Source organism: Dactylosporangium sp. NPDC051541, from assembly GCF_044454505.1.
In the GTDB taxonomy this organism is placed as follows: domain Bacteria; phylum Actinomycetota; class Actinomycetes; order Mycobacteriales; family Micromonosporaceae; genus Dactylosporangium.
This window is the reverse complement of sequence record NZ_JBITDU010000003.1, coordinates 686,663-711,631: the sequence shown is the minus strand read 5'-3', so window position 1 is coordinate 711,631 and position 24,969 is coordinate 686,663. Positions and strand designations below refer to the sequence as shown.

Annotated in this window: 29 protein-coding genes; 17 read left to right on the top strand and 12 right to left on the bottom strand. The window is 71.4% G+C overall.

Annotation, left to right across the window (positions count from 1 at the left end):
• Positions 1 to 93: 93 nt before the first annotated feature.
• The gene (locus ACIA8L_RS17425) at positions 94 to 1,968 is read left to right on the top strand and encodes a diguanylate cyclase domain-containing protein (RefSeq protein ID WP_395905439.1); all 1,875 of its coding nucleotides are present in this window, start codon (positions 94 to 96) and stop codon (positions 1,966 to 1,968) included.
• Positions 1,969 to 1,974: 6 nt separating this feature from the next.
• Here ACIA8L_RS17425 and ACIA8L_RS17420 read toward each other — a convergent pair whose 3' ends face one another.
• A complete protein-coding gene (locus ACIA8L_RS17420) occupies positions 1,975 to 2,712 on the bottom strand; it encodes an N-acetyltransferase (protein WP_395905437.1) in 738 nt (245 codons plus the stop codon).
• Between the two features lie 123 nt (positions 2,713 to 2,835).
• On the opposite strand from ACIA8L_RS17420, the gene ACIA8L_RS17415 reads away from it, so the two are divergent.
• On the top strand, positions 2,836 to 5,757 hold the full coding sequence (locus tag ACIA8L_RS17415; RefSeq protein WP_395905436.1) for a putative bifunctional diguanylate cyclase/phosphodiesterase: 2,922 nt from the start codon (positions 2,836 to 2,838) through the stop codon (positions 5,755 to 5,757).
• On the opposite strand, the gene ACIA8L_RS17410 is transcribed toward ACIA8L_RS17415, so the two are convergent.
• From ACIA8L_RS17410 to ACIA8L_RS17395, 4 genes are all read right to left on the bottom strand, one after another.
• The gene (locus ACIA8L_RS17410; protein WP_395905434.1) at positions 5,743 to 6,255 is read right to left on the bottom strand and encodes a GNAT family N-acetyltransferase; all 513 of its coding nucleotides are present in this window, start codon (positions 6,253 to 6,255) and stop codon (positions 5,743 to 5,745) included. The genes ACIA8L_RS17415 and ACIA8L_RS17410 overlap by 15 nt on opposite strands.
• Positions 6,256 to 6,284: 29 nt before the next feature.
• Entirely contained in the window at positions 6,285 to 6,530 is a 246-nt protein-coding gene (locus ACIA8L_RS17405) for a hypothetical protein (RefSeq protein WP_395905432.1), read from the bottom strand.
• 62 nt (positions 6,531 to 6,592) lie between these two features.
• Positions 6,593 to 7,156 carry a hypothetical protein gene (locus tag ACIA8L_RS17400; protein ID WP_395905430.1) on the bottom strand — a complete coding sequence of 188 codons (564 nt, stop codon included), beginning with the start codon at positions 7,154 to 7,156 and terminating at the stop codon, positions 6,593 to 6,595.
• A gap of 18 nt (positions 7,157 to 7,174) precedes the next feature.
• Complete coding sequence (locus ACIA8L_RS17395; protein ID WP_395905428.1) at positions 7,175 to 7,609, bottom strand: nuclear transport factor 2 family protein; 435 nt, start codon at positions 7,607 to 7,609, stop codon at positions 7,175 to 7,177.
• A 181-nt stretch (positions 7,610 to 7,790) separates the two neighbouring features.
• Here ACIA8L_RS17395 and ACIA8L_RS17390 point away from each other — a divergent pair, with 181 nt between their 5' ends.
• The 3 genes from ACIA8L_RS17390 to ACIA8L_RS17380 are packed head-to-tail and all read left to right on the top strand — an operon-like array spanning position 7,791 to position 12,244.
• Entirely contained in the window at positions 7,791 to 9,287 is a 1,497-nt protein-coding gene (locus ACIA8L_RS17390) for a cellulose binding domain-containing protein (RefSeq protein ID WP_395905426.1), read from the top strand.
• On the top strand, positions 9,284 to 10,648 hold the full coding sequence (locus tag ACIA8L_RS17385) for an endo-1,4-beta-xylanase (protein WP_395905424.1): 1,365 nt from the start codon (positions 9,284 to 9,286) through the stop codon (positions 10,646 to 10,648). The genes ACIA8L_RS17390 and ACIA8L_RS17385 overlap by 4 nt, the downstream gene beginning before the upstream one ends.
• A gap of 24 nt (positions 10,649 to 10,672) precedes the next feature.
• Positions 10,673 to 12,244 carry an MFS transporter gene (locus ACIA8L_RS17380; protein ID WP_395905422.1) on the top strand — a complete coding sequence of 524 codons (1,572 nt, stop codon included), beginning with the start codon at positions 10,673 to 10,675 and terminating at the stop codon, positions 12,242 to 12,244.
• A gap of 19 nt (positions 12,245 to 12,263) precedes the next feature.
• Here ACIA8L_RS17380 and ACIA8L_RS17375 read toward each other — a convergent pair whose 3' ends face one another.
• Complete coding sequence (locus tag ACIA8L_RS17375; RefSeq protein WP_395905420.1) at positions 12,264 to 12,716, bottom strand: DUF1203 domain-containing protein; 453 nt, start codon at positions 12,714 to 12,716, stop codon at positions 12,264 to 12,266.
• Positions 12,717 to 12,823: 107 nt separating this feature from the next.
• Here ACIA8L_RS17375 and ACIA8L_RS17370 point away from each other — a divergent pair, with 107 nt between their 5' ends.
• Both ACIA8L_RS17370 and ACIA8L_RS17365 read left to right on the top strand, forming a co-directional pair.
• The gene (locus tag ACIA8L_RS17370) at positions 12,824 to 13,261 is read left to right on the top strand and encodes a hypothetical protein (protein WP_395905419.1); all 438 of its coding nucleotides are present in this window, start codon (positions 12,824 to 12,826) and stop codon (positions 13,259 to 13,261) included.
• Between the two features lie 42 nt (positions 13,262 to 13,303).
• Positions 13,304 to 13,516, top strand: coding sequence for a hypothetical protein (locus ACIA8L_RS17365; protein WP_395905417.1), 213 nt, complete (start codon positions 13,304 to 13,306; stop codon positions 13,514 to 13,516).
• A 119-nt stretch (positions 13,517 to 13,635) separates the two neighbouring features.
• Here ACIA8L_RS17365 and ACIA8L_RS17360 read toward each other — a convergent pair whose 3' ends face one another.
• Together ACIA8L_RS17360 and ACIA8L_RS17355 are read right to left on the bottom strand one after the other, a co-directional pair.
• Positions 13,636 to 14,511, bottom strand: a complete 876-nt coding sequence (locus tag ACIA8L_RS17360; RefSeq protein WP_395905415.1) for a helix-turn-helix domain-containing protein — start codon at positions 14,509 to 14,511, stop codon at positions 13,636 to 13,638.
• A 199-nt stretch (positions 14,512 to 14,710) separates the two neighbouring features.
• Positions 14,711 to 14,953: a DUF397 domain-containing protein gene (locus ACIA8L_RS17355; RefSeq protein WP_395905413.1), complete on the bottom strand. Its 243-nt coding sequence runs from the start codon at positions 14,951 to 14,953 to the stop codon at positions 14,711 to 14,713.
• Between the two features lie 207 nt (positions 14,954 to 15,160).
• Between ACIA8L_RS17355 and ACIA8L_RS17350 the strand changes: the two genes are divergently transcribed.
• Genes ACIA8L_RS17350 through ACIA8L_RS17340 form a run of 3 tightly spaced genes read left to right on the top strand, consistent with a single transcriptional unit; the run spans position 15,161 to position 16,522 of the window.
• Entirely contained in the window at positions 15,161 to 15,880 is a 720-nt protein-coding gene (locus ACIA8L_RS17350) for a GGDEF domain-containing protein (RefSeq protein WP_395905412.1), read from the top strand.
• A gap of 10 nt (positions 15,881 to 15,890) precedes the next feature.
• The gene (locus ACIA8L_RS17345) at positions 15,891 to 16,091 is read left to right on the top strand and encodes a hypothetical protein (protein WP_223102603.1); all 201 of its coding nucleotides are present in this window, start codon (positions 15,891 to 15,893) and stop codon (positions 16,089 to 16,091) included.
• Positions 16,088 to 16,522 carry a hypothetical protein gene (locus ACIA8L_RS17340; protein ID WP_395905410.1) on the top strand — a complete coding sequence of 145 codons (435 nt, stop codon included), beginning with the start codon at positions 16,088 to 16,090 and terminating at the stop codon, positions 16,520 to 16,522. Before ACIA8L_RS17345 ends, ACIA8L_RS17340 begins: the two co-directional genes overlap by 4 nt.
• Here the strand turns inward: ACIA8L_RS17340 and ACIA8L_RS17335 are convergent.
• A complete protein-coding gene (locus tag ACIA8L_RS17335) occupies positions 16,443 to 17,180 on the bottom strand; it encodes an endonuclease/exonuclease/phosphatase family protein (protein WP_395905408.1) in 738 nt (245 codons plus the stop codon). The two genes, ACIA8L_RS17340 and ACIA8L_RS17335, sit on opposite strands and share 80 nt — an antisense overlap.
• A gap of 11 nt (positions 17,181 to 17,191) precedes the next feature.
• Here ACIA8L_RS17335 and ACIA8L_RS17330 point away from each other — a divergent pair, with 11 nt between their 5' ends.
• Positions 17,192 to 18,439: an ArgE/DapE family deacylase gene (locus tag ACIA8L_RS17330; RefSeq protein ID WP_395905406.1), complete on the top strand. Its 1,248-nt coding sequence runs from the start codon at positions 17,192 to 17,194 to the stop codon at positions 18,437 to 18,439.
• 164 nt (positions 18,440 to 18,603) lie between these two features.
• The gene (locus ACIA8L_RS17325; RefSeq protein ID WP_395905404.1) at positions 18,604 to 18,936 is read left to right on the top strand and encodes a PadR family transcriptional regulator; all 333 of its coding nucleotides are present in this window, start codon (positions 18,604 to 18,606) and stop codon (positions 18,934 to 18,936) included.
• On the opposite strand, the gene ACIA8L_RS17320 is transcribed toward ACIA8L_RS17325, so the two are convergent.
• Positions 18,924 to 19,712 carry an AraC family transcriptional regulator gene (locus ACIA8L_RS17320; protein WP_395905403.1) on the bottom strand — a complete coding sequence of 263 codons (789 nt, stop codon included), beginning with the start codon at positions 19,710 to 19,712 and terminating at the stop codon, positions 18,924 to 18,926. The genes ACIA8L_RS17325 and ACIA8L_RS17320 overlap by 13 nt on opposite strands.
• A 48-nt stretch (positions 19,713 to 19,760) precedes the next feature.
• Between ACIA8L_RS17320 and ACIA8L_RS17315 the strand changes: the two genes are divergently transcribed.
• The 4 genes from ACIA8L_RS17315 to ACIA8L_RS17300 all read left to right on the top strand — a co-directional run bounded on the left by ACIA8L_RS17315 (position 19,761) and on the right by ACIA8L_RS17300 (position 22,059).
• Positions 19,761 to 20,171 carry a DUF2000 family protein gene (locus ACIA8L_RS17315; RefSeq protein ID WP_395905401.1) on the top strand — a complete coding sequence of 137 codons (411 nt, stop codon included), beginning with the start codon at positions 19,761 to 19,763 and terminating at the stop codon, positions 20,169 to 20,171.
• A 65-nt stretch (positions 20,172 to 20,236) separates the two neighbouring features.
• Positions 20,237 to 20,587 (top strand): YciI family protein, encoded by a 351-nt coding sequence (locus ACIA8L_RS17310; RefSeq protein WP_395905399.1) that lies wholly within the window; start codon positions 20,237 to 20,239, stop codon positions 20,585 to 20,587.
• 8 nt (positions 20,588 to 20,595) lie between these two features.
• Positions 20,596 to 21,765: an RNA polymerase sigma factor gene (locus ACIA8L_RS17305; protein WP_395905397.1), complete on the top strand. Its 1,170-nt coding sequence runs from the start codon at positions 20,596 to 20,598 to the stop codon at positions 21,763 to 21,765.
• 39 nt (positions 21,766 to 21,804) lie between these two features.
• Complete coding sequence (locus ACIA8L_RS17300) at positions 21,805 to 22,059, top strand: sigma-70 family RNA polymerase sigma factor (RefSeq protein WP_395905395.1); 255 nt, start codon at positions 21,805 to 21,807, stop codon at positions 22,057 to 22,059.
• 18 nt (positions 22,060 to 22,077) lie between these two features.
• Here the strand turns inward: ACIA8L_RS17300 and ACIA8L_RS17295 are convergent, their stop codons facing one another.
• Entirely contained in the window at positions 22,078 to 22,803 is a 726-nt protein-coding gene (locus ACIA8L_RS17295) for a hypothetical protein (protein WP_395905394.1), read from the bottom strand.
• Between the two features lie 307 nt (positions 22,804 to 23,110).
• On the opposite strand from ACIA8L_RS17295, the gene ACIA8L_RS17290 reads away from it, so the two are divergent.
• Positions 23,111 to 23,311 carry a hypothetical protein gene (locus ACIA8L_RS17290; protein WP_395905392.1) on the top strand — a complete coding sequence of 67 codons (201 nt, stop codon included), beginning with the start codon at positions 23,111 to 23,113 and terminating at the stop codon, positions 23,309 to 23,311.
• Between the two features lie 106 nt (positions 23,312 to 23,417).
• Here the strand turns inward: ACIA8L_RS17290 and ACIA8L_RS17285 are convergent, their stop codons facing one another.
• Positions 23,418 to 24,560, bottom strand: a complete 1,143-nt coding sequence (locus ACIA8L_RS17285) for a hypothetical protein (RefSeq protein ID WP_395905390.1) — start codon at positions 24,558 to 24,560, stop codon at positions 23,418 to 23,420.
• Positions 24,561 to 24,969: the final 409 nt, after the last annotated feature.

Here is a 24,969-nt window from a genome sequence, read left to right as displayed (position 1 = left end):
AGCCTGACTCAGGTCTTCGGCCGTATGGACGATGTAGACGACACCCTAGGGTGCCCGCCCACGCGGTAGAGTCCGGCGCAATGAAGGAGTGCCGTGAGCACATCCAGTGAGCAGCCGTCTCGCCCGGCGGCGAGGTTCGTGCTGCTGCGCGATCCGGTGCTGCGGGCCCTGCTGTTGTTCACCGCGGCCCTCACCGTCTGGTATGCGGTGCCCGGCACCGGCGCATCAACGAAACTTGCCCTGTTCTGGCCGATTCAGGTGCTCCTCGACGTCATCTTCGCCGTGCTGTCGGCCCGGATGAGCGCGCTGCCGGGGATGTCGGCCGCGCACCGGCGGTTCTGGCGGCTGATCGCGTTCGCCGGGGTGTTCTTCACCGTCGGCGACACCGTCCAGGGCGTCGCGACCTTCGCCACCCCCGTCGACGGGATGGTGAAGGGCGGGGCCGTGCAGTCGGGGCTGGTCACGCTCGGCTCGGTGATCGCCCTCCTGGCGATGGTCCTGCACCCGACCAACACCGCCGGGCGGGAGCGGCTGCGGTTCACCCTCGACGCGGCCACCGTCGTCGCGGCGACCGCGATCTTCGTCTGGTACCTCTCCCCCAGCGTCGACGTCCGGGAGGGCGGCGGGGCCCTGCTGCTCGCCTTGGCCTCCGCCGGCGTCAGCCTGGCCGGCTCCTTCGGCCTGGTGAAGCTCATGCTCGGGCGCAACATGCCGTTCACCCCGATCGCCGGCTGGAGCGCCGGCCTGGCCAGCGTCCTCGTCGGGCTCAGCACCGGCCTGACCGCGGCCCTGGTCGAGGTGGTCCGGCCCGAGGTGGCGATGCTGGCCCGGCTCATCCCGTGCGCGCTGCTGGCCGCCGTGCCCCGGATCAACGAGGCCAACCTGCGGGCCGACCCCGACGTCCTGGCCCGCCGGACCATGCGCCCGTTCAGCCTGCTGCCCTACTTCGGGGTCCTGGCCGCCTACGTCCTGCTGATCGTGTCGCTCAGCCACGGCCACCTGGACGTGCGGGTCTGGGGCGTCGTCATCGGCGTGCTGCTCGTCACCGGCATCGTCGTCACCCGCCAGCTGATCGCGTTCACCGACAACGCGCGCCTGCTCGGCGAGGTCGACCGCAGCCTGCGGGCCCTGGCCGAGCAGGAGGAGCGGTTCCGCGGCCTGGTCCAGCACTCCTCCGACATCACCCTCATCGCCGGCCCCGACCACGTCGTCACCTACGCCAGCCCGGCCGTCGAGCGCTCGTTCGGCATCCCGCCCGAGTCGGTGATCGGCCTGCGGATGGACGAGCTGTCCGTGGCCGACGGCCGCGACGAGTGGCAGGCCCGCCTGGCCGACGTGCTGACCCGGCCCGGCGCCAGCGTCACCACCCGGCTGCAGGTCCCGCACATCGACGGCGTCCCGCGCTGGGTCTCGGTGACGGCCACGAACCTGATCCACGTGTCCGGCGTCGGCGGGGTCGTCTACAACGCCCACGACGTCACCGAGGTCGTCGCGTTCGAGGAGCGGCTGCGCCACGAGGCCACCCACGACGCGCTGACCGGCCTGGCCAACCGGGCCCTGTTCGCCGAGCGGATCGCCGCCGCCGGGGGCGCGGCCTCGATCCTGATCATCGACCTGGACGGATTCAAGGCCGTCAACGACACGTTCGGCCACCACGCCGGCGACACGCTCCTGCGGGCCGTGGCCGACCGGCTGCGCCGGTGCGTGCGCCCGGCCGACACCGTGGCCCGCCTCGGCGGCGACGAGTTCGCGGTGCTGCTGCCCAACACGTCCCTCGGCTACGCGGAGGACCTGACCCGGCTGGTGCACGAGCGCTTCGCCGAGCCGGTCCACCTCGACGGCGCCCTGGTCCCGATCCGGGCCAGCATCGGCGCCGCCCAGGGCTCCCTCGCCAACGCCGACGGCCTGCTGCGCGACGCCGACGCCGCCATGTACGCCGTCAAGCACGGCGCCCGCGACCTCCTGTAGCGGCCTCTACAGGTCGTGCCGATACCAGGCGTTCGCCTCGATGTAGGTGGCGACGCCGCGCTCCGGGTCGCACAGGGCCGGGCCGAGGCCGCCCTCGACCAGGACCGGGCCCGGCTCGTCGAAGGGCAGACCGGTCCACTCCCGCCACCGCTGCAGCGGGGCGGTGATCGTCATCGAGTGCGGCGCGACGGCCACGAACCGTCCACCGGCCCGCTCGTGGACGCGCAGCCACGGGTCCTGCGCGGTGCCGTCCGGCCGGCGGCGGGCGACATACTCGGCCAGCGGTACCAATGGATGCCGGTGCTTCTCCGTCGGCCGCACCGGAGCGACGAGCGCGGTGTGCCCCAGGGCCGCGGCGTTGCGGCGGGCGAGCGCGAGGAGGTGCCCGGAGACCCCGCGGCCGCGCAGATCCGGCCGGACCGTCGCGAACAGCGCCGAAACGTCCGGGCCCGCCTGCGCCGAGGCCGCGGCCGACAGCAGCACCGCGTCGTAACCGCCCGTCGGCAGTGCGTCGCCGGCCGTGAACGGCAGGGTGCAGAGCATGCCGGCGGCGCGGCCGTTCTCCTTTTCAACCGCCATCAAGGTGTACTGCGGGTGCCGCGCGACGAGCCCCGGGAAGAGCGCGGCCGAGACCGCATCCTGATACAGGAACTCCGCCACCGTGGGGTCGTCGAAAGCCGTGGTCAGGGGCGTGCGGTCGGGCCGCTCGGCCAGCGTGGTCACCTCGAGCCAGGCAAAGTCCATGCGCGCACCTTGCCAGAACCTTCACTCTCCCGTCGCGCGGCCGATACATATACCGGTGGATCAGACCTTGCCCCGGCTCGATCGGGGCGACAAAGTAGCTCTTGGCGAGCGGGAGGGAGCGGCGTGACACGGCGGGTGACCTGGGCGTATGCGCTCTGTGCGCTGATCCTTGCCGTGAGTTACATCCTGTTCCCGGCGGCTGGGCTCGTGTGCTTCGCCGGGCTCGTCGTCAGCACCCTGGCCGCGATGCTCTACGGCATCCGCGCGCACCGGCCCCGCCGCAAGGTGCCCTGGCTGCTGTGGGCCGGCGGCTCCCTGGTGCTGGCGATCGGTACCGCGGCCGCCGTCGTGCAGACCGACGTCCTGCACTCGACCGCCTGGCCCACCATCGTCGACGGCATCTCGCTCGGCGGCACGTTCCCGCTGCTGCTGCTCGCCCTGCTGCTGCTCTCCCGGTCCGGCGCGGCCAACCGGGACTGGGCCACCGTCATCGACTCGGCCATCTTCACCGCCGGGGCCGGGCTGCTCGCCTGGGTGTTCCTCATCGACCCGGGCCTGAGCGACCCCAGCCTCAACGCGGCCCAGAAGGCCATCTCCATCGCCTACCCGCTCTGCGACGTGATGCTCCTGGCCGTCATGGCCCGGATGGTCCTCGAGGCCCGGCGCAGCTGGAGTGTCGCGCTGCTGCTCACCTCCGGCGCCGTCCTGCTCGTCTCCGACGTCGTGTTCAGCCTCCGCCGGCTCAACGGCGACTGGGACCTCGGCAGCTTCGTCGACGTCGGCTGGATCGTCTTCTTCGCCGCCGGTGGCCTGGCCGCGCTGCACCCGTCGATGGCCCAGCTGTCCGAGCCCCGCGTCATCGGCTCCACCCAGGTCAAGCCCCGCCGGGCCGTCCTCGGCGTGGCGTCGCTGGTCGCGCCCGGCATCCTGTTCGCCGAGGCCCTGCGCGGCCCCGTCCACAACGGCGTCGTCATCGCGACCGGCTCGGCCGTGCTCGTCACCCTGTCGCTCAGCCGCGGCGGAGTCGCGGCCCGCAGCGTCGGGCACACCCTGGCCCGCGAACGGGCGCTGCGCAAGGCGTGCGAGGCCCTGCTGTCGGCGACCGAGGTGGCCGCGGTCGAGGCCGTCGTCCGCCGCGCCGTCGGCTCGCTGCTGCGCCCCGGCACCGCCCACCGCACCGTCCTGCGCGTGGCCACCGGACAGGCGTTCTTCGCGCAGGCCTCGCCGCCGGCCATGAGCATGCGGTATGTCTCCTCGCTGACGCCGGGCTTCGCCCGCGAACTGGACGGGTTCGAGCTGGCCCTGTACTGCCCGCTCACCATCGGCGGCCTCCAGCTCGGCGAGCTGTGGGTGGCCGCCGACGAGCGGGCCCTGGTCACGCTGCAGGAGTCGGCCCGGGTCCTGGCCGGCCAGGCCGCGAGCATGCTCGACCACATCGCCCTCAACCGCGAGATCACCAAGCGGGACGCCGAGGCCTACTTCCGCACCCTGGTCCTCAACGCGGCCGACGTCATCCTCATCATCGGCGCCGACGACCGGGTCACCTACGCCAGCCCGTCCGCCGCGCCGCTCTTCGGCCCCGGCGTCGTCGGCCGCAAGTTCCCGCAGCTCAACCCCGGCCTGCACGCCCTCGGCCGGCCCGACGGCACGACGGCCGAGGTCGAGGTGTCGGTCCGCGACCTGACCGCCGAGCCGACCGTCGCCGGCCGCGTCCTGACCATCCACGACGTCACCGAACGCCGCCGCCTCGAGCGGGAGCTGCTCGACCGGGCCTACCTGGACCCGCTCACCGGCCTCGGCAACCGCCTGCGCTTCCAGGACAGCGCGCAGACGGCGGTCGGCGCGGCGGTGCTCATCGTCGACATCGACGGCTTCCGCACCATCAACGACACCATGGGCCAGGAGGTCGGCGACCAGCTGCTGCGGGCCTTCGGCGCGCGCCTGGCCGACGTCTGCCCGGCGTCGGCGGTCATCGCCCGGCTGGGCGGGGACGAGTTCGGCGTCCTGATCTCCCACGCCGACGTGGCCGGCGTCGAGGACCTCGCCCAGCGCATCATCGCGGAGTTTCGCCCACCGTTCCTGGTCGGCGGCAGCGTCGTGTCCGCCGTGCCCAACATCGGCGTGGCGATGACGTCCGACGCCCCCGACGCCGCGAAGCTCCTCGGCGAGGCCGACGTGGCCCTGAACAGCGCCAAGGGCACCCCGGAGCGCTGGCGCCGCTACGAGTCGGCGATGCACGCCCAGGCTGTGCGCCGGATGCGCCTGCGCACCGACCTCGACCAGGCCCTGGCCACCGACGCGTTCGTCCTGCACTACCAGCCGATCGTCGACCTGGCGACCGGCCGCCCGCACGGCTTCGAGGCCCTGGTCCGCTGGCAGCACCCGGCCCTCGGCCTGGTCCCGCCGCTGGAGTTCATCGAGATCGCCGAGGAGTGCGGCCTCATCGTCCCGCTCGGCGACTGGGTGCTGCACCACGCGATCGCCGCCGCCGTCGGCTTCCGCACGCTGTATCCGGCCGACGCCCCGACCATGAGCGTCAACGTCTCCGTCCGCCAGTTCCGCTCCCCCGGCTTCGTCCAGCGGGTCCTGACCGAACTCACCCAGGCCGCCCTGCCGTGCGGCGCGCTGACCCTCGAGATCACCGAGAGCCTGCTGCTCGGCGACGACGAGCACATCCACGCCGACCTGGCCGCCCTGCGCGACGCCGGCGTCCGCGTCTCCATCGACGACTTCGGCACCGGCTACTCGTCCCTGTCCTACCTGCACCGGGTCGCGGTCGACGCGCTGAAGCTGGACAAGTCCTTCGTGGACACGATCGGCACCTCCCGCCGCCAGTACGACCTGGTCCGCGGCATCGTCCAGCTGGCACGCACCCTGGACCTGGAGGTGGTGGCCGAGGGCATCGAGACCGACGCCCACCGCCAGCGCCTGGCCGACCTGCACTGCGGCTACGGCCAGGGCTACCTCTTCACCCGCCCGCTGCCCTACGACCAGGCCGTCGCCTGGCTCGAGACCACAGCCGGTGAGGTCTCACCGGCCGCCTGACCCTTCGCCGGTTTCCAAGGTGAGGATCCAGTGGTCGCAGTGGATCGGTTCGCCTTCGTAGTCGAGCTCGCAGGGGCCGGTGTCGTGGAAGCCGGTGCGCCGGGCGACCACTGCGGCGGCCCGGTTGGTGGTGCTGATGAAGGCGTGGATCTGCCGCACGGTGCCGGCCGCGCGGACCTCCTCGACGATGAGCCGGACCGCCGCCGGCCCGAGCCCGTGGCGCAGGGCGCGGCCCGGGAGCAGCATGATGCCGAGCTCGTGGATGTCGCGGCCCTCCCAGACGGTGCGGAAGACGGCCACCACGCCGACCGGGGTGTCGTCGGGGTCGGCGAGGATCGTGCGGTACCACTCCTCGCCCCGTCTTTCGAGCCGCCGCTCGTGCACCCGCTCGGCCCGTCCGCTCGGCGCGGTGCCGCCGAGGTGCCGCATGACCTCGGAGTCCAGCTCGAGCCGCACGGTGAGGTCCCGGTCCTCGGCGGCATACGGCCGTAGCCTCATGCGGAGATCATCTCAGGACTTCGGCCAGGTCACACCTCGGCGGGGACGATCGCGAGGAGCTGGGTCGGCGGCTCCAGCGCCTCGGCGATCGTGTCGCCCTCCAGCCACAGGCCGCCGGCCCGGCAGACCAGGGCGGCGGCGGCCTCGACGGGGCACGGCAGCAGCGTGCCGCAGGCGCCGCAGCGGGCCGGGTCGTCGGGGTCCCGTTCGAGGTGGCGGGTCTGCAGTTCGGCGGCGGTGATGACGAGGACGCTGTCGGGGTCGAGACGCAACATGCGATCGATCGTGCCGACGCCCGGGCCCGCGAACCCTTTAGGAAACGGGTGATCCGCCGGTTTCACCCTCCGGCATTACCCGGGTAGTCGCCGACGTTCACGAGCGACAGATGGCCCGAGCCGTCCTCCGCGCTGGCGTCCCACGATGCCTGTCGGCGGGAGCGCCAGTAGTAGTTGCTGTAGCCCATGAGGTCGCCGTAGATGCGGGACTCGTCGGCGCGGTCCGGGTAGCCGAACGTGTCGAGGAACTGCTCGTAGGTTCGCAGGAAGTCGAAGTGGGCCAGGTGGCCGCGGCCGGCGTCGTAAAGGGCGAAGCCGGCGACGGAGCCTGACACGATCTTGTAGCCGGTGTCGTCGGCGTAGTGGACCATGCCATGGGTCGCGATGACGCTGTCGATCACTTCGTCGACGGGCAGGAGGCGGTTGGCCGCGTCGTAATACTTGGGCTCGAGGCCGGTGCCGGTGTAGGAGTGGTGGACCAGTGGGGAGCCGCTGACCTGCGTGATCCGGCGGCGCGGGAGGGCGTCGGCGGCGCGCGCCCCCAGGAAGACTCCGGCGAGGGTCAGGGCCGTCGGGTCGAGGTCGCGGCTCGCCAGCACGCCGAGGTCGTCCAGGATCTCGATCACCGGGCCAACGATAGGCGGTCAGCCGATCGCGGCCAGGAGGTCGGGGAGGCGGCCCAGGGCGCGGGCGCCGGCTATGGGGTCGGTGTAGTCGCGGGTGTGTGCGATCAGGCCGTCCCGCAACGTGATCACCATGATGAAGCGCAGGACGAACGGGGCCGCGGTGGCGGCCATCGCGCCGTGCACGTCGTACTCCAGGATCAGGGTCGAGCCGTCGGCGGTTTCGTGGATGGTCGCGTTCTCGACGCGGGTGTAGCGCCTCAGGGCAGTACCCCCGCGGAATCTTGTTCTGAGTGCTTCGCGTGTGACGGCGAGCCGGGCCGGCATCAGGCCCGGGACGGCGAACGGCATTTCGATCACGGCCTCGTCCGCGTAGCAGTCGGCCATGGTGCCGGGGTCGTCGGCGGTCACGGCGGTCAGGAAGCGGTCGGCCAGGGCCCGGGCGGCTGAGGTCATGGAAACGGAGCGTAGACTCCTGATAATTCGGAGTCAAGACTCCGGTATTGGGATGGAAATTTCAGTCCGCCGCGCAGGCCGCACGGACGAAGGTATCGAAGCGCTTGACTAGCACGGGGCGGAGCGAAGGATGGGAGCGCTTCCACTGCCATGGAAGCGCAACCGCCATCGAAGGAGCCCCATGCGGTACCGCACAACCACCCTCGCGGTGGCCGGCGGCCTGCTGCTCGCCTCGGCCGGAGCGGTCCTGCTGCCGACCTCGGCACAGGCCGCCGCGGGCTGTCAGGTCACGTACACCACCAACGACTGGCCCGGCGGCTTCACCGCCGCCGTCACGATCAAGAACCTCGGCGACGCCGTCTCGTCGTGGAACCTCGGCTGGACGTTCGCCGCCGGCCAGCACGTCGACCAGGGCTGGTCGGCGACGTTCGCCCAGTCCGGCGCGAACGTGACGGCCGCCAGCCTCTCGTACAACGGCGCGCTCGCCACCGGCGCCAGCACCAGCATCGGGTTCAACGGCTCGTGGACCGGCTCCAACCCCAAGCCGGCCGCGTTCACGCTCAACGGCGTCGCCTGCACCGGATCGACCACGACGACCTCGCCATCGCCGTCGAAGAGCACGAGCCCCAGTCCCAGCACGAGCACCAGCACGCCGCCGAGCACGACCGCACCGAAATTGAAAGTCAGTGGCAACAAGCTGGTCACCAGCACCGGCGCCACCTACCGGCTGCTCGGCGTGAACCGCTCGGGCGGAGAGTTCGCCTGCATCCAGGGCAACGGCATCTGGGACGGGCCGATGGACCAGGCCTCGATCACCGCCATGCGCACCTGGAAGATCCGGACCGTGCGGGTGCCGCTGAACGAGGAGTGCTGGGTCGGCACCGGCAACGTGCCGGCCGCCTACGGTGGCACCAACTACCAGAACGCGGTCAAGGCGTATGTGAATCTGCTCGTCAGCAACGGCATCACGCCGATCGTCGAGATGCACTGGAACTACGGGCAGTACACGGGCCCGTCGGCCGGCTGCTCCGACGTCAAGGCGACCTGCCAGAAGCCGATGCCGGACGCGCAGTACGCGCCCACGTTCTGGACCGGCGTCGCCAACGCCTTCAAGGGCAACGACGCGGTCATCCTCGACCTGTTCAACGAGCCGTACCCGGAGCGGGCCACCGGCAGCGCCACCACCGGCTGGACCTGCTGGCGCGACGGCGGCACCTGCAGCGGCATCGGCTACCAGGTGGCCGGGTTCCAGTCGCTCGTCAACGCGGTACGGGCGACGGGCGCCACGAACGTCATCATGATCGGCGGCCTCGCGTACTCGAACGACCTGACGCAGTGGCTGCAGTACAAGCCGACCGACCCGCTGAACAACATCGCGGCGTTCGCGCACATCTACAACTTCAACACCTGCTCCAACACCTCGTGCTTCGACAGCCAGCTGGCCCCCGTGGCGGCGCAGGTCCCGCTGTCGCTGACCGAGATCGGGGAGAACGACTGCGCGCACGGGTTCGTCGACACGCTCATGAACTGGGCCGACACCAAGGGCATCGGCTACCTCGGCTGGACCTGGAACACCTGGGACTGCTCGACCGGCCCGTCGCTGATCAGCAACTACAACGGCACCGCGACCAACTTCGGCCAGGGCATCAAGGATCATCTCGCGGGGGTTTCGTCATGAAGAAGCTCATCATCGGTGCGGCCGCACTGATCCTCAGCGCGGGCGCCTTCACGCTGATCAACACCCAGGCCGAGGCGGCGGTGCAGACACTGCAGTCCCTCGCGGCGGCCAAGGGGAAGTACTTCGGCTCCGCCACCGACAACCCGGAACTGTCCGACACCGCCTACACCGCGATCCTCGGCGGCGGCGAGTTCGGCCAGACGACCCCGGGCAACGCGATGAAGTGGGACAGCACCGAGCCGTCCCAGAACTCGTTCAGCTACACCAAGGGCGACGCCGTCGTCAGCTTCGCGCAGGCCCACAACATGACGGTCCGCGGGCACACCCTGCTCTGGCACAACCAGCTGCCGGGCTGGGTCTCGGCGCTGCCCGCGACCCAGCTGCAGGCGGCGATGGAGAACCACATCGCCAACGTCGCCACGCACTTCAAGGGCAAGGTGTTCGCCTGGGACGTCGTCAACGAGCCGTTCAACGAGGACGGCACGTTCCGGACCTCGCCGTTCAACAACGCGATGGGCAGCGACTACATCGCCATCGCGCTGCGCGCCGCGCGGGCCGCGGACCCGACCGCGAAGCTGTACATCAACGACTACAACACCGACGGCCAGGGCGCCAAGGCCGACGGGATGTACAACCTCGTCAAGTCGCTCAAGGCGGCGGGCGTGCCGATCGACGGCGTGGGCTTCCAGGGCCACCTGGCGATCCAGTACGGCTTCCCGACGAACATGCAGGCCAACCTGCAGCGCTTCGCCGACCTCGGCGTGGACGTGGCCATCACCGAGCTGGACGTGCGCATGGTCCTGCCGCGGGACTCGACCAAGGACGCGACCCAGGCGACGTACTACTCCAACGTGGTCAAGGCCTGCGTCGCGGTGACCCGCTGCGTCGGCATCACAATCTGGGACTACACCGACAAGTACTCGTGGATTCCCAGCGTCTTCTCCGGCCAGGGCGCGGCGCTGCCGTGGGATGACAGCCTGGTCAAGAAGCCGACCGCCTACAACGCCATCGCCGTCGCCCTGGGCGGCACGGCGGAGTCGGCGAGCCCCACGCCGAGTCGGTCCACGTCGTCCAGCCCTCCCCCGGCGGGTGCGTGCGCGGCCACCTACAAGATCACCGGTAGCTGGCCCGGCGGCTTCCAGGGCGAGGTCAGCGTGACCGGCTCCAAGCCCGGCTGGACGGTCAAGTGGGCGTTCGCCAACGGCCAGACCATCAGCCAGCTCTGGGGCGGCACGGTCAGCCAGTCCGGCGCGAACGTGACGGTGACCCCGGCGTCGTGGAACAACACGCCCCCGGCCACCTTCGGGTTCCTCGCGTCCTGGAACGGCACCAACGCGGTACCCACCGTGACCTGCGCCTAGCACGAAGGCTCGTACCATGAACGGATGATCAGCAGGGCCTGGACGCCGCTGCGGCACGCGGCGTTCCGGGCCCTGTGGATCGCCGCCCTCGCCAGCCAGGTCGGCACCTGGATGGAGACGGTCGGCGCGCAGTGGATCCTCCTGCAGCACCCGCACGCGGCCGCGACCACGGCGCTCATCCAGACCGCGACCACGCTGCCGGTGCTGTTCCTGGCCCTGCCCGGCGGCGCCCTCGCCGACGTGCTCGACCGCCGCCGCCTGCTCATCGCCATCCAGAGCGGCCAGGCCGTCGTAGCCGGCACGGTAGCGGTATTGGCCTGGCGGGAAGTCCTCACCCCGGTCGCGCTCCTGGCGTTGACCTTCGCGCTGGGGTGCGGAGCCGCGCTCACCGTCGCCCCGTATCAGGCGATGATCCCGGAGCTCGTCCCCCGCCCGGACCTGCCCTCGGCGTCGGCGCTCGGCTCGCTCAGCGTCAACCTGGCCCGCGCCGTCGGCCCCGCCGTCGCCGGCCTGCTCGTGGCCCGGCTCGGCCCGGCCGCCGTGTTCGCGCTCAACGCGCTCTCGTTCGCCGCGTTCGCGGTCGTGATGGCCACCCTGCGCCGCCCCGCCCCCGCCGCCGAGACCCGCCCGGAGGCGTTCCTCGCGGCCGTGCGGGCGGGCGAACGGTACGTCCGCTTCTCCCCCGAGATGCGCCGGATCCTGCTGCGGATAGGGCTGTTCCTCACGCCCGCGGTCGCACTGTGGGCGCTGCTACCGGTCTTCGCCGCCCGGCGCATCGGCTTGGGCCCGACCGGCTACGGCCTGCTCCTCGCCGCGGTCGGCGCCGGCTCGATCGCCGGAGCGTTCCTCCTGCCGTGGGTGCGCGGCCGGCTGACCCCGAACCGCGCCTACTCGCTCGGCGCCGCCGTCTACGCCGCCGTGATCGCCGTCCTGGCATCGACCCATTCGGCGGTACTGTCGGCCGTCGCACTGGTCCCGGCCGGCGCCGCCTGGATCGTGGTCCTGAGCAACTCCAACGCGGCCGTGCAACTGTTCCTGCCCGGCTGGGTCCGGGCCCGCGGCCTCTCCGCCTACCAGTTCGTGTTCTCCGGTTCGCAGGCATTGGCCGCCGCGGCCTGGGGCGTGGCGGCCGACCGGTTCGGCGTCACAATCCCAATGCTGGTTTCGGGGGTACTGCTCCTGCTCGCACTGATCAGCGGACGCTGGTGGCCGTACCTGGACACCGGGCCGCTCGATCGGAGCACCCCGGTCCACTGGCCCGAGCCGCACCTGCTGATCGAGCCCGAGGCGGCCGACGGCCCGGTCGTCGTGCTGCTGCGCTACCGGGTCCGCGAAGAGCGCCAACGTGAGTTCGTCGCGGCCATGCACCGCGTCCGCGATGCCCGGTTGCGCACGGGTGCCCTGCAGTGGGGCGTGTTCCGCGCGGGCGAGGAGCCGGGGACGATGGTCGAGATCTACACCGTGTCGTCGTGGGATGAGCACCGCCGCCAGCACGACGAGCGCCTCACCGCCGCCGACTACGACGACGAGCGCCACGCCCAGTCCTACGCCGACGGCGAGCCTACCGTGACCCACCTGTTCAGCGGCGCGCCGTAAGGCCGCGGCGCACCGGCGATCAGCGGGTCACCGTGAACATGTAGCAGCCGTAGGCGATGTTGCGGCTGTCGACGCGGACCACGCCGGGCTGGGCGAGGACGGCCTCGAGCTCGCCGACGGGGTCGGTGCCGTCGTGGACCCGCGTGGCCGGATGGATCCAGCCGCGCTCGTCGTAGGCGCGCAGCACCTGGGGCCGGCTCCGCCAGTCCGCCGGGTAGCCGTCGCCGGCCGGTCCGGCGCAGGCCTGTGCGTGTGCGAAGACGGGCCCGATCTCGCGGTAGGGGCCGGCCGGCAGCATCGGCTCGTAGCCGAACAGCAGCAGCCGCTCGCCCGGCGTGGCGTCGCGCAGGCAGCAGCGCACCGGCTCGCCGCCCTCGGCCACGTAGGGCACGGGCGGGTTGCCGGAGACGTCCTTCCCGGTGCGGCGAACGGATTCCAAGGCGTCGGCGTCGAGCGCGTGAACGGTGAACATGACATCAGCGTGGCCCCGCGCGGCCGACAATGCTGGCGGGAATCGGTCATCGCATTCCGGGCTAGTGGATCATGCGAGGTCCTGGTCGCGCCTTTACCGTGGAAGGGGTGGAGCGAGTACCCCTGGACGAGAACGCCGCCGCGCGGCAACGCCTGACCGCACTCATCGACCGGCTCGGCGAAGACGGCCTTCGCAAACCGGTGACGCCCGGCTGGGACGTCGCCACTGTCCTGGCCGAGCTCGCCTTCTGGGACCGCTGGGCCCAGACCCTGGTCCGCCGCTGGCGCTCCGGGCACATCCCGCCGCCGACCGTGCCCGACTGGTACGACGACGCCATCAACGTGACCCTCCTGCCGACCTGGCGCGCCCTGCCGGGCCCGGTCGCGGCGCAGCTGGCGACGGCGGCGGCCGAGGAGACCGACCTGGAGATCCGCAAGGCCGAGACCCCGGTCGTGGCCGGCATCTTCGCGGCCGGCCAGCACAACCTCCTGAACCGCTACATCCCCCGCAACGCCGCGATGGACCGCATCGAGGCCGCGATCTGACGGGGCACCGCGACGGGCCGGCGGGGGGCATACTGGCTCACCGTGAGTGATCCCTTCGCCGGCCTCGACACCGAGTGGGCCAAGGCGGCCGAGCGGCGCGCCGTGCGCGCGACCCGCGTGCACCGCCTCCGCCGCGGCCTCCGCGCGCCCCTTCGCCGCGGCCGGGGCCCGATGCGGCCGCTGGCGCTGATCATGCTGTTCGTCGCCGCGGCCGTGCTGCTCTCCTTCGCGGCGTCCGCCCTCCTGCCCTCCTAGCGGCCCCCAGAGGCACGAAGTCCGTCGATGGGTACCCGGGGTGACCCCGGAGACCCATCGACGCGCCAAAATCGCTCCAGGGTTGCTTCGCCGTGGCGGCCGGGTCCTGACCGGGGCCTCTAGGCGAACTCCTTGCGGATCTCCTCGAGGATCTTCGCGGTGTCCGTCGGCGGGCGGGCCTCGACGCACAGGCGCTCCATGGCCTCGGCGTAGAGGTCGACGTCGTCACGCTTGTCCAGGTAGAGCGCCGACGTGAGCTGCTCGATGTAGACGACGTCGGGCAGGTCGTCGTCGGGGAAGCGCAGGATCGTGAAGGCGCCACCGGCCGCCGCGTGGCCGCCCGCGTTGAACGGGATGACCTGCAGGCGGACGTTGGACTGCGTGCTGTTGATCTCCAGCAGGGCGTCGAGCTGGGCCCGCATCACGTCGGGGCCGCCGATCGGGCGGCGCAGGGCGGCCTCGTCGACGACCATCCACAGTTTCGTGTGGGTCAGAATCTGCTGGCGTTGCATGCGCAGCTCGACCCGGCGCTCGATCTCGTCCTCCTTGGCCCGGCCGTGGCCGAGCAGGACGACGGAGCGGGCATACTCCTGGGTCTGCAGCAGGCCCGGCACGAACTGGACCTCATAGGTGCGGATGAGCGCGGCCGCCGCCTCGAGCCCGAGGTAGGAGTGGAACCAGCTGGGCAGGACGTCGCCGAAGCGGTGCCACCAGCCCGGGTTGTTGGCGTCCCGGGCCAGGGCCAGCAGGCGCGTGCGCTCCTCGGGGTCGTCGACGCCGTAGAGGCTGAGCAGGTCGGCGACGTCGCGCTCCTTGAAGCCGACGCGGCCGAGCTCCATCCGGCTGATCTTCGACTCGGACGAGCGGATCTCCCAGCCGGCGTCCTCCCGGGTCACCCCCTGGGCCTCGCGCAGGCGCCGCAGGTGGGCACCCAGCAGCATCCGGAGGACCGTTGGGCCTCCGGACGCTCCTCCTTCAGTGAGACCGGTCGTCACCGTGCTGCCTCCGGGACCGTCATGGTCGAACAGTCTGCTTGCGCCGCGGACCACCCCCGCGACCCGAGTAAGCATGCCATGACCGGACAGTAAGCGGGAGTGGGCTCGCGTACAGCGGCGGGTGCGAGCCTGCTCGATCTTCGGACAGGGATTACTCAGCCTTCCGGGTGAAGGCTGGACGGCTCGGCCGAGCGCTGGATCAGTCGGCCAGAAGGTTGTCGAAGTCGCCGTCGATGGCTCCTCCGACGAACGCTGCGATCTCTTCGTAGGTGTAGATGAGTGCGGGACCCTCGGGGTCACGCGAGTTGCGCATGGCGAAACCGGCCCCGTGGGGCAGGCGGGCCAGCTCGACACAGTTGCCGCTGGGGTTGCTGCGGCGGCTCTTCTGCCAGGTCACACCGGAAAGGTGTCCGGCCGGCATCCCGTTGTACGTCTGCTCCATCGACATCTCTCTGATGACCTTGGTTGAAAGTTCACCAAGCAACCGGCATCTGCACGTGCATCGGCTCTTGCGTCTGCAGCCGATAAAGCGCATGCTAGCGCATGTGCCGATGTACGGGGGCGCTTACAGTTTGTGATCAAAACCCGGCATCAGTGCACAAAATGATCGAGTGGCTTCCCCAGCTGCGATCTGAAGGGAAACGTGCGCATGGATCCCCTCGCCTTCCTGGCCGGTGCGGCCGCGGCGGCCGGGGCGTGCGCGAGTCTCCCCTTGTATCTGCGGGCGCGACGCGCTGAGCGCCGCGCGGCCCGGCTGGACGCGGAGCTCGAGGTGGTGCGGCACGCCGCCGACCACGACCCGCTCACCGGCCTGCCCAACCGCCGCGCCTTCTACCTGCGCGGGGCCGAGCTGGTCGCCGACCGCACACAGCATCCCCTGGTCGCCGTCGTGCTCGACGTCGACGGGTTCAAGCAGATCAACGACGTGTTCGGCCACTCGGCCGGCGACGAGGTGCTCGTGACGACCGCTCGCCGCCTGGCCGCCTACGCCGAGGTCGAGGGCGCACACCGGGGCCTGGTGGCGCGGCTGGGCGGCGACGAGTTCGCCGGCCTGCTCACCGTCCGTCAGGGCACCGCACTGGAGCAGGCCGACCGGCTCGCCGAGGCCCTCGCGGCCCCGATGCGCCTGGCCGGCCAGGTCGTCACCGTCAGCGTGTCCGTCGGGCTCGTCCCCGTCGAGCCCGGCGCACACCTCGCCGACGCCGTCCACCGGGCGGACGCGGCGATGTACCGCGCGAAAGGCGCCCGCAACCGGCCCCACCCGGCGGCGCAGCACCTGGCGATCCTCCCGCAGCCGCACCTGGTGCACTCCTCGCTGCGGATCAGCAAGTCCCCCCGTCCGATCGACTCGCGCCCGAAGGCGACCTGAAGGATTCGCGATGGAGCTCCCAGACCTGGTCCGCCAGCGCCGCCGCCATCAGCCGCGGCCGCGCGGGTGGCTGGCCGCCAAGTTCAAGCGCGGCGAGCTGTGCCGTGACTGCGGCCAGCCGTGGCCGTGCGACCAGTACGTGACGGCCCGCAACTCGGTGCTCGTCTACGCGCTGCGCCGACTGGAAGTAAGGCCCGGGAGCCTCGGGTGACCGCCGCGCACATGCCGGCCCGGCCGGAGTGGCGGTGCACCGGGTGCGCCGAGGAGTGGCCGTGCGCCGCGAAGCGGGAGCAGCTGGTCGCCGAATACACCGACAACCCGGCGGAGCTGCGCACGCTGATGGCGTTGCGGGTGGCCGACGCCGCCGAGGACCTGCGCCAGTTCAGCTCGGAGCAGCTCTGGCAGCGCTTCCTGGGCTGGCTGCCGGCACCGGGGCAGGGCCCGGTCATCCGCTGGGTGGCCAACCCGCCGCTCGGCGGCAACCGCCGCCTGCCCCCGCCCCGCCAGCAGATCGACCCCCGCACCGGTGGCAGCGCGGCCCAGGCCGCGGCCGCGCAGATCTCTACGCTGCCCGGGCCACCAGCGGGTAGTGGTCCGAACCGGATTCCGCCGCCCCGCCGGTCACGACACGGCAATCGGTGAACCTCGGGGCGATGTCCGGTGTCGCCCACAGGTAGTCCAGCCGCAACCGCGCGAACTCGTGGCCCCCGCCCCGGGTGGTCGGCACGGTCGAGGCCGGTCCCGAGCCGCACTGCCGGAAGACGTCGACGAGGCCGCGCCGGGCAAGCAGCGCCGTCGCGCGGACGTCCGGCCGGCGGCCGTTCAGATGCCTTCGCCGGTACTGCATGGGCAGGGTCGCCAGCTCACCCGCGTGCTCGCCCCAGGGGTCCAGGGTGTTGAGGTCGCCGAGCAGTACCCCCTTGTGCAAGAACCCCGCGAGCCAGCCCGCCTCGATCCGCCGTAGCCGCCCCCAATAGGGGCAAAGGTGGGCGGAGACCACCGTGATCTCCCCGATCGGGGATGCGATGCGGACCCACGCGGCGGCATGGAAGAACGGGCGATGCACCCGGCCGGCGCCGAGCACCCGCAGGTGCCGCGCCACGAGCAGGCCGACCGGCTGCCCGCGCCAGGAGCCGGCCACGAACTGCCGCATCCCGGTCAGCGCCCCGAGCCGCGGTTCGCCGCGGAGCTCCTGCAGCGCCACCACGTCGGGCCGCGCATCGACGATGATGCGCGCGATCGCGTCGAGCCGGTCGCCGCCGCCATTCTTGATGTTGTACGTCATGAGTGTCAGCGACATATCGTGCCCCCGTGACCCGAGTACAACCTGCGCTGGACGCCCTGCGCGACGCGCGCGCCGAGACCGTCCGCACCCTGACCGACCTGATCCGGATTCCCAGTGTGGGCGGCACCGCCGCGGAAAGCGAGATCGTCCATCACGTGGCCGATCGGCTCCGCGCGGAGGGGGTCGAGCTGGACCTGTGGCCGATTCCGGTGGCCGAGCTGGCGGCGCGGCCGGACTTCCCGGGCATGGAGGTCGAGCGGAACGAGGCCTGGGGCCTGGTCGCGCGGCTGCCCGGGGCCGACCCGGGCGCCCCGTCGCTGATGCTGAACGGCCACCTGGATGTGGTACCGCCGGGCGACCCGGCGACGTGGACCGCCTCCCCGTGGTCCGGCGAGCTCCGCGACGGCCACGTCTACGGCCGCGGCGCCTGCGACATGAAGGGCGGCTTCGTGTCCGCCCTGTCGGCCTTCCTGGCGATCCACCGCACCGGCACCCGGCCCGCCGGCGACCTGCTGCTGGCCGCGGTCGTCGGCGAGGAGGACGGCGGCCTGGGCACGTTCGCCACCCTCGAGCGCGGCTGGCGGGCCGACGCCTGCGTGATCACCGAGCCGACCGCCCTCGACGTCCTGGCCGCCAATGGCGGCGCGCTCACATTCCGGCTGCGGGTCCCGGGCCTCGCCGCCCACGCCTGTGCGCGCACGTCGGGTGTCAGCGCAGTCGAAAAGTTCCAAATAATTTTTCCGGTACTGCGCGCGCTCGAAGCGACCCGCAACCGCACCGTCGACCCGATGATGCGCCGCTGGGACATCGCCTACCCCCTGGAGATCGGCACCGTCCGGGCCGGCGACTGGGCCTCCACCGTCCCGGACCTGCTGGTCGCCGAGGGCCGCTTCGGCGTCGCCCTCGACGAGCCGGTCGAGCGGGCCCGGACCGAGTTCGAGGCCACGGTCGCGCAGGCCTGCGCCGAGGACCCGTGGCTCAAGGAGCACCCGGTCACCGTCGAGTGGTGGGGCGGCCAGTTCGCCTCGGGCCGCTGCCCGGACGGCACGGACCTGGTGCGGCGGGTGGTCCGGACCCACGTGGCCACCGGTGGCGCCGAGCCGGCCGTGGTGGGCGCTCCGTACGGCTCCGACCTGCGGCTGCTCACCGGCCGGGGCGTCCCGGCGGTGCAGTTCGGCCCCGGCGTCGGCTACGGCCACTGCCCCGACGAGCGGGTCTCCCTCGACCAGGTCCACGCCTGCGCCGAGACGCTGGTCCACCTGGCCGTCGGGTGATCGAGGGTGTCACGGCATTGACGCGTTGCTGTTAAGACAGTTAACTGATCTGTGAAGTCGCCGCCGGCCGACCGCGTCTCGACCGCCAAGGCCTGTGTTGCCCGACAGTGCGGCTGACCGATCGGCTGATGGCATATATCGATAAGCTTCATATAGTGATCGGCATGACTGGCTTACCGTTACGCGAACCCACGTTCCTGGTCCTCACCGCCTTGGCGGCCGCACCCCAGCACGGGTACAGCATCCTGGACGACGTGCGCCGCATCTCGGAGGGCCGGGTCCGGCTCCAGGCCGGGACGCTCTACGGCATCCTCGACCGGCTGCGCGCCGACGGCCTCATCGAGGTCGACCGCGAGGAAGTCGTCGCGTCCCGGCTGCGCCGCTACTACCGGCTCACCGGCATCGGCCGCGACCTGCTCAGCGCCGAGACCGAACGCCTCCGCCGCAACGCCGCCGCGGCCGACCGCCGGCTGAGCCAGGGCGCTCAGGCGGCGTAGGTCCCCGGCGTCACCCCGACGAACCTCTTGAAGTGCCGGTGCAGGTGCGCCTGGTCGTGGAATCCGGCCTCGGCGGCCACGTCGGCGGCCCGCCAACCCGCCAAAAGCAGGCGGCGGGCCCGCTCGATGCGCCGGCTCAGGAGATAGCGGTGCGGCGGCAGCCCGAACGACGCCGTGAACGCCCGCACCAGATGCCCCGGATGACTGCCGAGCAGCGCGCCCGCCTCCTGCAGGGTCAGCCCGCTCGCGGTCCGCTCGTCGAGCAGCTCGCGCAGCGCCACGGCGAGGTGCCGGGGTGCGCTGCGCCCGCGCTCCGGAAAATGCCGGTCCAGATGGGAACGCAGCCGCTCCTGGATGAGGGCCAGCCGGCTCTCCGCCTCCAGCTCGTCCCCCGGCTGATCCAGCGCCTCGTGCAGCTGATGGATGCGCAGCCGCAGCAGCGCGTCGTCGAACCCGGGCGAGTCCACGGCCGCACCGGCCAGGGTCGCCGGCAGGACCGCGGCGTCGAGGTACACCACCCGCTTGCGGAAGCCGTGCCGGGTCGCCGCGCGGCCGTCGTGCGGCACGTCCGGCGGCAGGATCGTCACGCTCGCCGCGCCGGCCGCGCCCCGGTGGTGCCGGTCGAGGTCGAAGCGGATCGCGCCGTCGTCGACGATGAGCAGCGTCCAGGCGTCGTGGACGTGCAGCGGATAGGCGTGATCCACGAAGTGCGCGTGGAAGACCTCGGCGACCCCCGGCACCCGCGGGCGCCACGCGTTGACGAGCTCAGCGGCCATGTTCAGAACGTACAAGCCAGCGCCGCCGGTTGTGCGCAGGCTCGGGGCATGACGTTCCCCACCAAGATCGCCGTCCTGCTCCGCGACGACCTGCCGACCTGGCAGCGGCTCAACGTGACCGCCTTCGTCGTCAGCGGCGTCGCCGGCACCCGGCCGGAGCTGCTCGGCGCCGACTACGAGGACGCGGACGGCACCCGCTACCTGCCGATGCTCGGCCAGCCCGTGATGATCTTCGAGGGCTCCGCGGACGTCCTGGCCGCCGCCCACGCCCGGGCCGTCGAGCGCGGCGTGGCCACGGCGGTGTTCACCGACGAGCTGTTCAAGACCGGCAACGACGAGGACAACCGGGCCGCGGTGAAGCTCTTCGGCCGGGCCGAGCTGCACCTGGCCGGGATCGCCGTGCACGGGCCGAAGAACGCCGTGGACCGGATCCTCAAAGGGGCCAGGTTGCACGGGTAGGTGTCCTTCTCGGGGCGGGCCCGTTCGTCCTTAGGGTGAGAGTCGTACTACCTGAGGAGCTGGACATGCCCATGTACGCCGCGTTCACCTACACCGATGACGTCGACTGGACCGATCCCGCGCAGGCCGAGGAGATGCGGGAGTACAACGCGTTCGCCAAGGCCGCGGCCGCGGTCATCAAGGGCGGCCACGCGCTGTACCCGACCGCGTCCGCCACCACCGTGCGGGTCAAGGGCGGCAAGGGCGGCGAGGTGCTGACCACGGACGGGCCGTACGCGGAGACCAAGGAGGCCCTGACCGGCTTCTACCTGCTCGACTGCGCCGACCTCGACGAGGCGGTCGCGGTGGCGGCGACGATCCCGGCGGCCTGGAACGGCGCCGTGGAGGTGCGCCCGGTGATCGTCTTCAACCGGTAACGCCGTTCATGGAGCTCGCCGATCTGGTGCGGGACGAGGGTGCGCTGGTGCTGGCCACCCTCGTACGGCTCACCGGGAGCCTGGACCTGGCCGAGGACGCCGTCCAGGATGCCCTGGAGAAGGCGCTCGTCACCTGGCCCGATAGCGGCATCCCGGACAATCCGCGGGCCTGGCTGCTGGTCACCGCGAAGCACCGGGCCATCGACATCATGCGGCGGGAGGCGCGGCGGCCGGCGAAGGAGGCGCTGGTCGAGGTGTCCGATAATTCGGATAATTCGGATCTACTGGCGCTGATCTTCATGTGCTGCCACCCCGCGCTGGCCGTCGAGGCGCAGGTGGCCCTCGCCCTGCGCACGCTCGGCGGCCTGTCGACGCCGGACGTGGCGCGGGCCCTGCTCCTGCCCGAGGCGACCGTGGCCAAGCGCCTCACCAGGGCCAAGCAGAAGATCAGACAGGCCCGGATTCCGTACCGCGTGCCGGCCGACGCCGACCTGCCCGCGCGACTGACGGGGGTCGCGGCCACGCTGTACCTGATCTTCAATGACGGGTACACCCGCGGCACCCCGCTGCTCGTCGGCGAGGCGATCCGGCTCGCCCGCCTCCTGGCCCGGCTCATGCCCGACGAGCCGGCCGCGCTCGGCCTCCTCGCCCTCCTGCTGCTGCAGGACTCCCGCCACGACGCCCGCCTCGCCCCCGACGGCACCCTGGTCCTGCTGCGCGACCAGGACCGCTCCCGCTGGGACCGGGCCGCGATCCGGGAGGGTGTGACGATCCTCGGCACCGCCCTGCGCCGCAGCCCCGCCCGCCCCGACCGCTACGCCGTCCAGGCCGCCATCGCCGCCTGCCACGCGCTCGCCCCGGCCTACGAGCGCACCGACTGGGACGCGGTGATCTCCTGGTACGACGTGCTCCTCACGATCCAGGACACGCCGGTGGTACAGCTGAACCGCGCGGCCGCCATCGCCGAGCGGGACGGCCCGGCCGCCGCCCTGCCCCTGCTCGACGCGCTCGGATCGCTGGAGTCCTACCCGTGGTGGCACGCCACCCGGGCCGAGCTCCTCCTGCGCCTCGGCGACCACCGGGCCGCGGCCGAGGCCTTCACGCGCGCCCTCGCCCTGGAGCTGAGCCCGCCCCAGCGCACCCACCTGGAAGCGCGGCGGTTGCTCGCGTCAGGCTGATTTCAGCGGTACGTCAGGGTCGTTGCTCATCGTGCCACTATGGAAACGACTCCGTTGCCGCTGCAACGGCACCCCGGCGAGGCCCCCGACGCGATCGTCGAGCGCCTCCCCGTCCACGACCTCCTCAACCGCTTACCGCCCCGCCGCCGCGCCGTCCTGGTGCTGCGCTACTGCTGCGACCTGTCCATCGAACAGACGGCCAGGGCGCTGGGCTGCAGCCCCGGCACCGTGAAGAGCCAGTCCGCCCGCGCCCTGGCGACGTTGCGCAGTCATGCCGTACGAGCGGGGCTGTAAGGGTTTGGGGGTTTCGCTTTATGCGTAGGCGTCCATCGGCGCGTCGACGATCCGGCCCGTCGGCTTGCCGACGGAGATCTGCTTGCCGTAGTCGTAGGCGGTGAACCCGTAGACGAGGTTGCTGCCGTTGTTCTCGGCGTGCGGCAGGTCGACCGTGACCTTGTTGATCCGCCCCTGCGCGTCGAGCTTCGCTGTGAACGGCACGGCCGAGGACACCGGCGTCGCCCCGATCCGCTCCGCGAGGAGCGCCGCGAGATGCGCCGCGGCCGGATTGCTCCTCGGCACCTTGGCCAGGTCGATCGTGCCCTTGTACTCCCCGGCTCCGTCGACGGTGACCCCGCTCGCGGCCCCGAGGAAATCGAGCGCGGCGACCGGCGCGGTGGCCCCGATCATCTGATGCCTCGCGGTGAACTTGGCCGCGCTGTAGTGCAGGTAGGTCCCGGCCTCGACCTGCACCCACAGGTCGTCGCCGATCGCCACGAACTCCATGGCGTCGCCGCCGCTCTGGCCGGGGAGCATCCGCGTCCCCTTGGACTCCGCGTCGTACTCGCCGGACGTGCTGGCGCCGCCGGAGCTGAGCGCGAAGGTGAAGTCACTGCCGACGCTCGCGGCGACCGCCTTGGCCAGCGCCGGCCCGCCGTCGACCGCCGGCGTCGGACTGGGCGCCGCCGACGTCACCGCCGGGGAGGGCGGCGCCGAGGCGGCCCCGGCAGCGGGCGCGGGTGCGTCCCCGCACGCGCTCATGAGGGCGAGAGTGCAAACCAGCAGTACCCCTGCCGGCACCTTGACATCCATGTCGGACCTTCCCGTGAGGCCAGCAGTATCACCGAGTACCGACTTGTCCGTCGCACCCGGGTGGCCCGGCGTCGATGCCACCTACCACACGGCGACGGCTCGCATCCGCCGACGCTGATCCAGCGAACATTCTGGCTCCGGCCCAGTTCAGCCGGGCAGAGCGGATTCGTCTGTTCGCCAGCGACCCGGCGAACACCCGCGTGCCGGTCCACTGGAGGTCGACCGGAAATCGACGTCCACACCACCGGGAGGACCAGTGAACCGCAGGCCGCTCACGCTTCGCCAAGCGGTGATCACCACAACCGCGCTCGCCCTCGGCTCCACGGCTGGGGGAATCGCCGAGGCGATCGCCGCACACGTCGGCCAAACCGGCCTCGGCGTCGGGAGGGTCGCAACCGCAGCCGCCAGTCTGTGGATCTACGAAAAGCTGGACGCGATCATCGGCGATGCCGGCTGACCCTGCCCGCCGTTGGCGAGGAGGTAGTTTGCGACCGCGAATGTTGGCCGAGCTTTGACGCGCGGCCAATCTTCGCGGTCACCCGCGGATGAGGTCACAACTGCCGTTAGAACCCATTGACACCGTCGGATCGAACATGTGTCTGCGCCCACCGCTCGAGGCGTCGGCGATATCTGGCCATGTGGGTGCCGAGTTGCTCTCGCGCTACCTTGACCAGCGCCTCGTGGATGAATACATACAGACGCTGAGGCGGCGATACCCCGTGATCAACCCTGGCAACGACGGTCCGGCCGAGGTTGCCGGTAAGGATGTGCTCAAGGCGAAATGGCGCGATGCCGGTCAACTGTTCCAGTTCGACCAGGGTGAGGCCGCCCTTGCGAACGGCTAGGAATCCGATGATGTCGCGCTCGGCTCGGCCGCGAAACAGCAGATCGGTCAGCTCTTGCCAGGCTAGCTCCGCGACGTCGGTGGCATGAGGCGACACCGCGAGCTGCCTGATCCGGCACCGGCGGAGTGGATGACTGTCAAGCACATCCTGCGGCAAGGGCGGATCCGGCCGGCTGGATACGATGACGCGGGCACGGCCGCCGAGTAGTCGTGGCAGTACCGACGCAACGCTTGCCAAGCCCGATCCGGGCCGACCGCGGACGTCCTCGTCGAGACCATCGAGCACCATGACCAGCTCTCGACCCGAGTCCTGCACCTGCCGGACCGCGTCGCGGATCACCGATCGGCGGTGCATGTCGCGCATGGCGAATGCCGACGTCCGGGGCAGCGGCTGTCCGATGATGGCGGACAGCTGATCGATCAAGACATCGATCAGCGCGTTGCTGTCCGCGTAACCAGCAAGCCGCGCTGTGACAAAGAATGAAACGACGTCAACCCTGGGCGGAGGATTGCGTACAAATGTCGCCATGAGCGCCGACTTGCCGGCCCACGGTCGCGCCTGCCACCACAAGAACGCCTCGTCGCCATGACAGAACTCAGCGAGCTCAGCCAGTTCCTCCCCCCGATCCAGGAGGCCCCCGGCGGGCACCAGTTCCGCCACCTGCTCGATGTATCCGGAACGCCGCCACCAATCCGGCGCGCCGCCGTCCGCGCCGACATGACGGCCCCCCGAACTTGCGACCGGCAGCACCGTTCGCCGGCGCTCGGATGCCTTCTGATCCGCTGCCGCCTCGGCGAGATGCCGTGCGAGATGCCGCTCGACCGAACTGGCCCGCAACGTTTCGGCAAGTGCGTTCGTCATCTCGACACTAGGAACCTTCAGACCACGCAAAATCTCGCTGAGGTATGACCGCGACGGCTCCCGGCCCAGGTATTTTGACATTCTCATCGCGAGCTGCCGCAGCGTCGCACCGTCGTCGCGAGCCCACAAGGCCAGAAGTTCATGCAGATCGGCCGAAGGCCCGGACGAACCTGGGGGCCCAGGCGTGGAGTGGCTCGCCGGATGGTCATTCAATCTATCGACAGTCCTCGAAGCTCAAGGAGCATGAGAGCGAGCCGGTGCCGAATATGTTGCCGCGTTCTGTACAGCTTGCGGAGGTGGGCCAGGCTATCAGCCCACCGGCCCGCGATCGCCGCAGGTCCCGCCGCTTTCCCACGAAGGACACCATGAGAGGCGTAGCGCGACCTGAGGCGTCACCGGCCGAATAGGA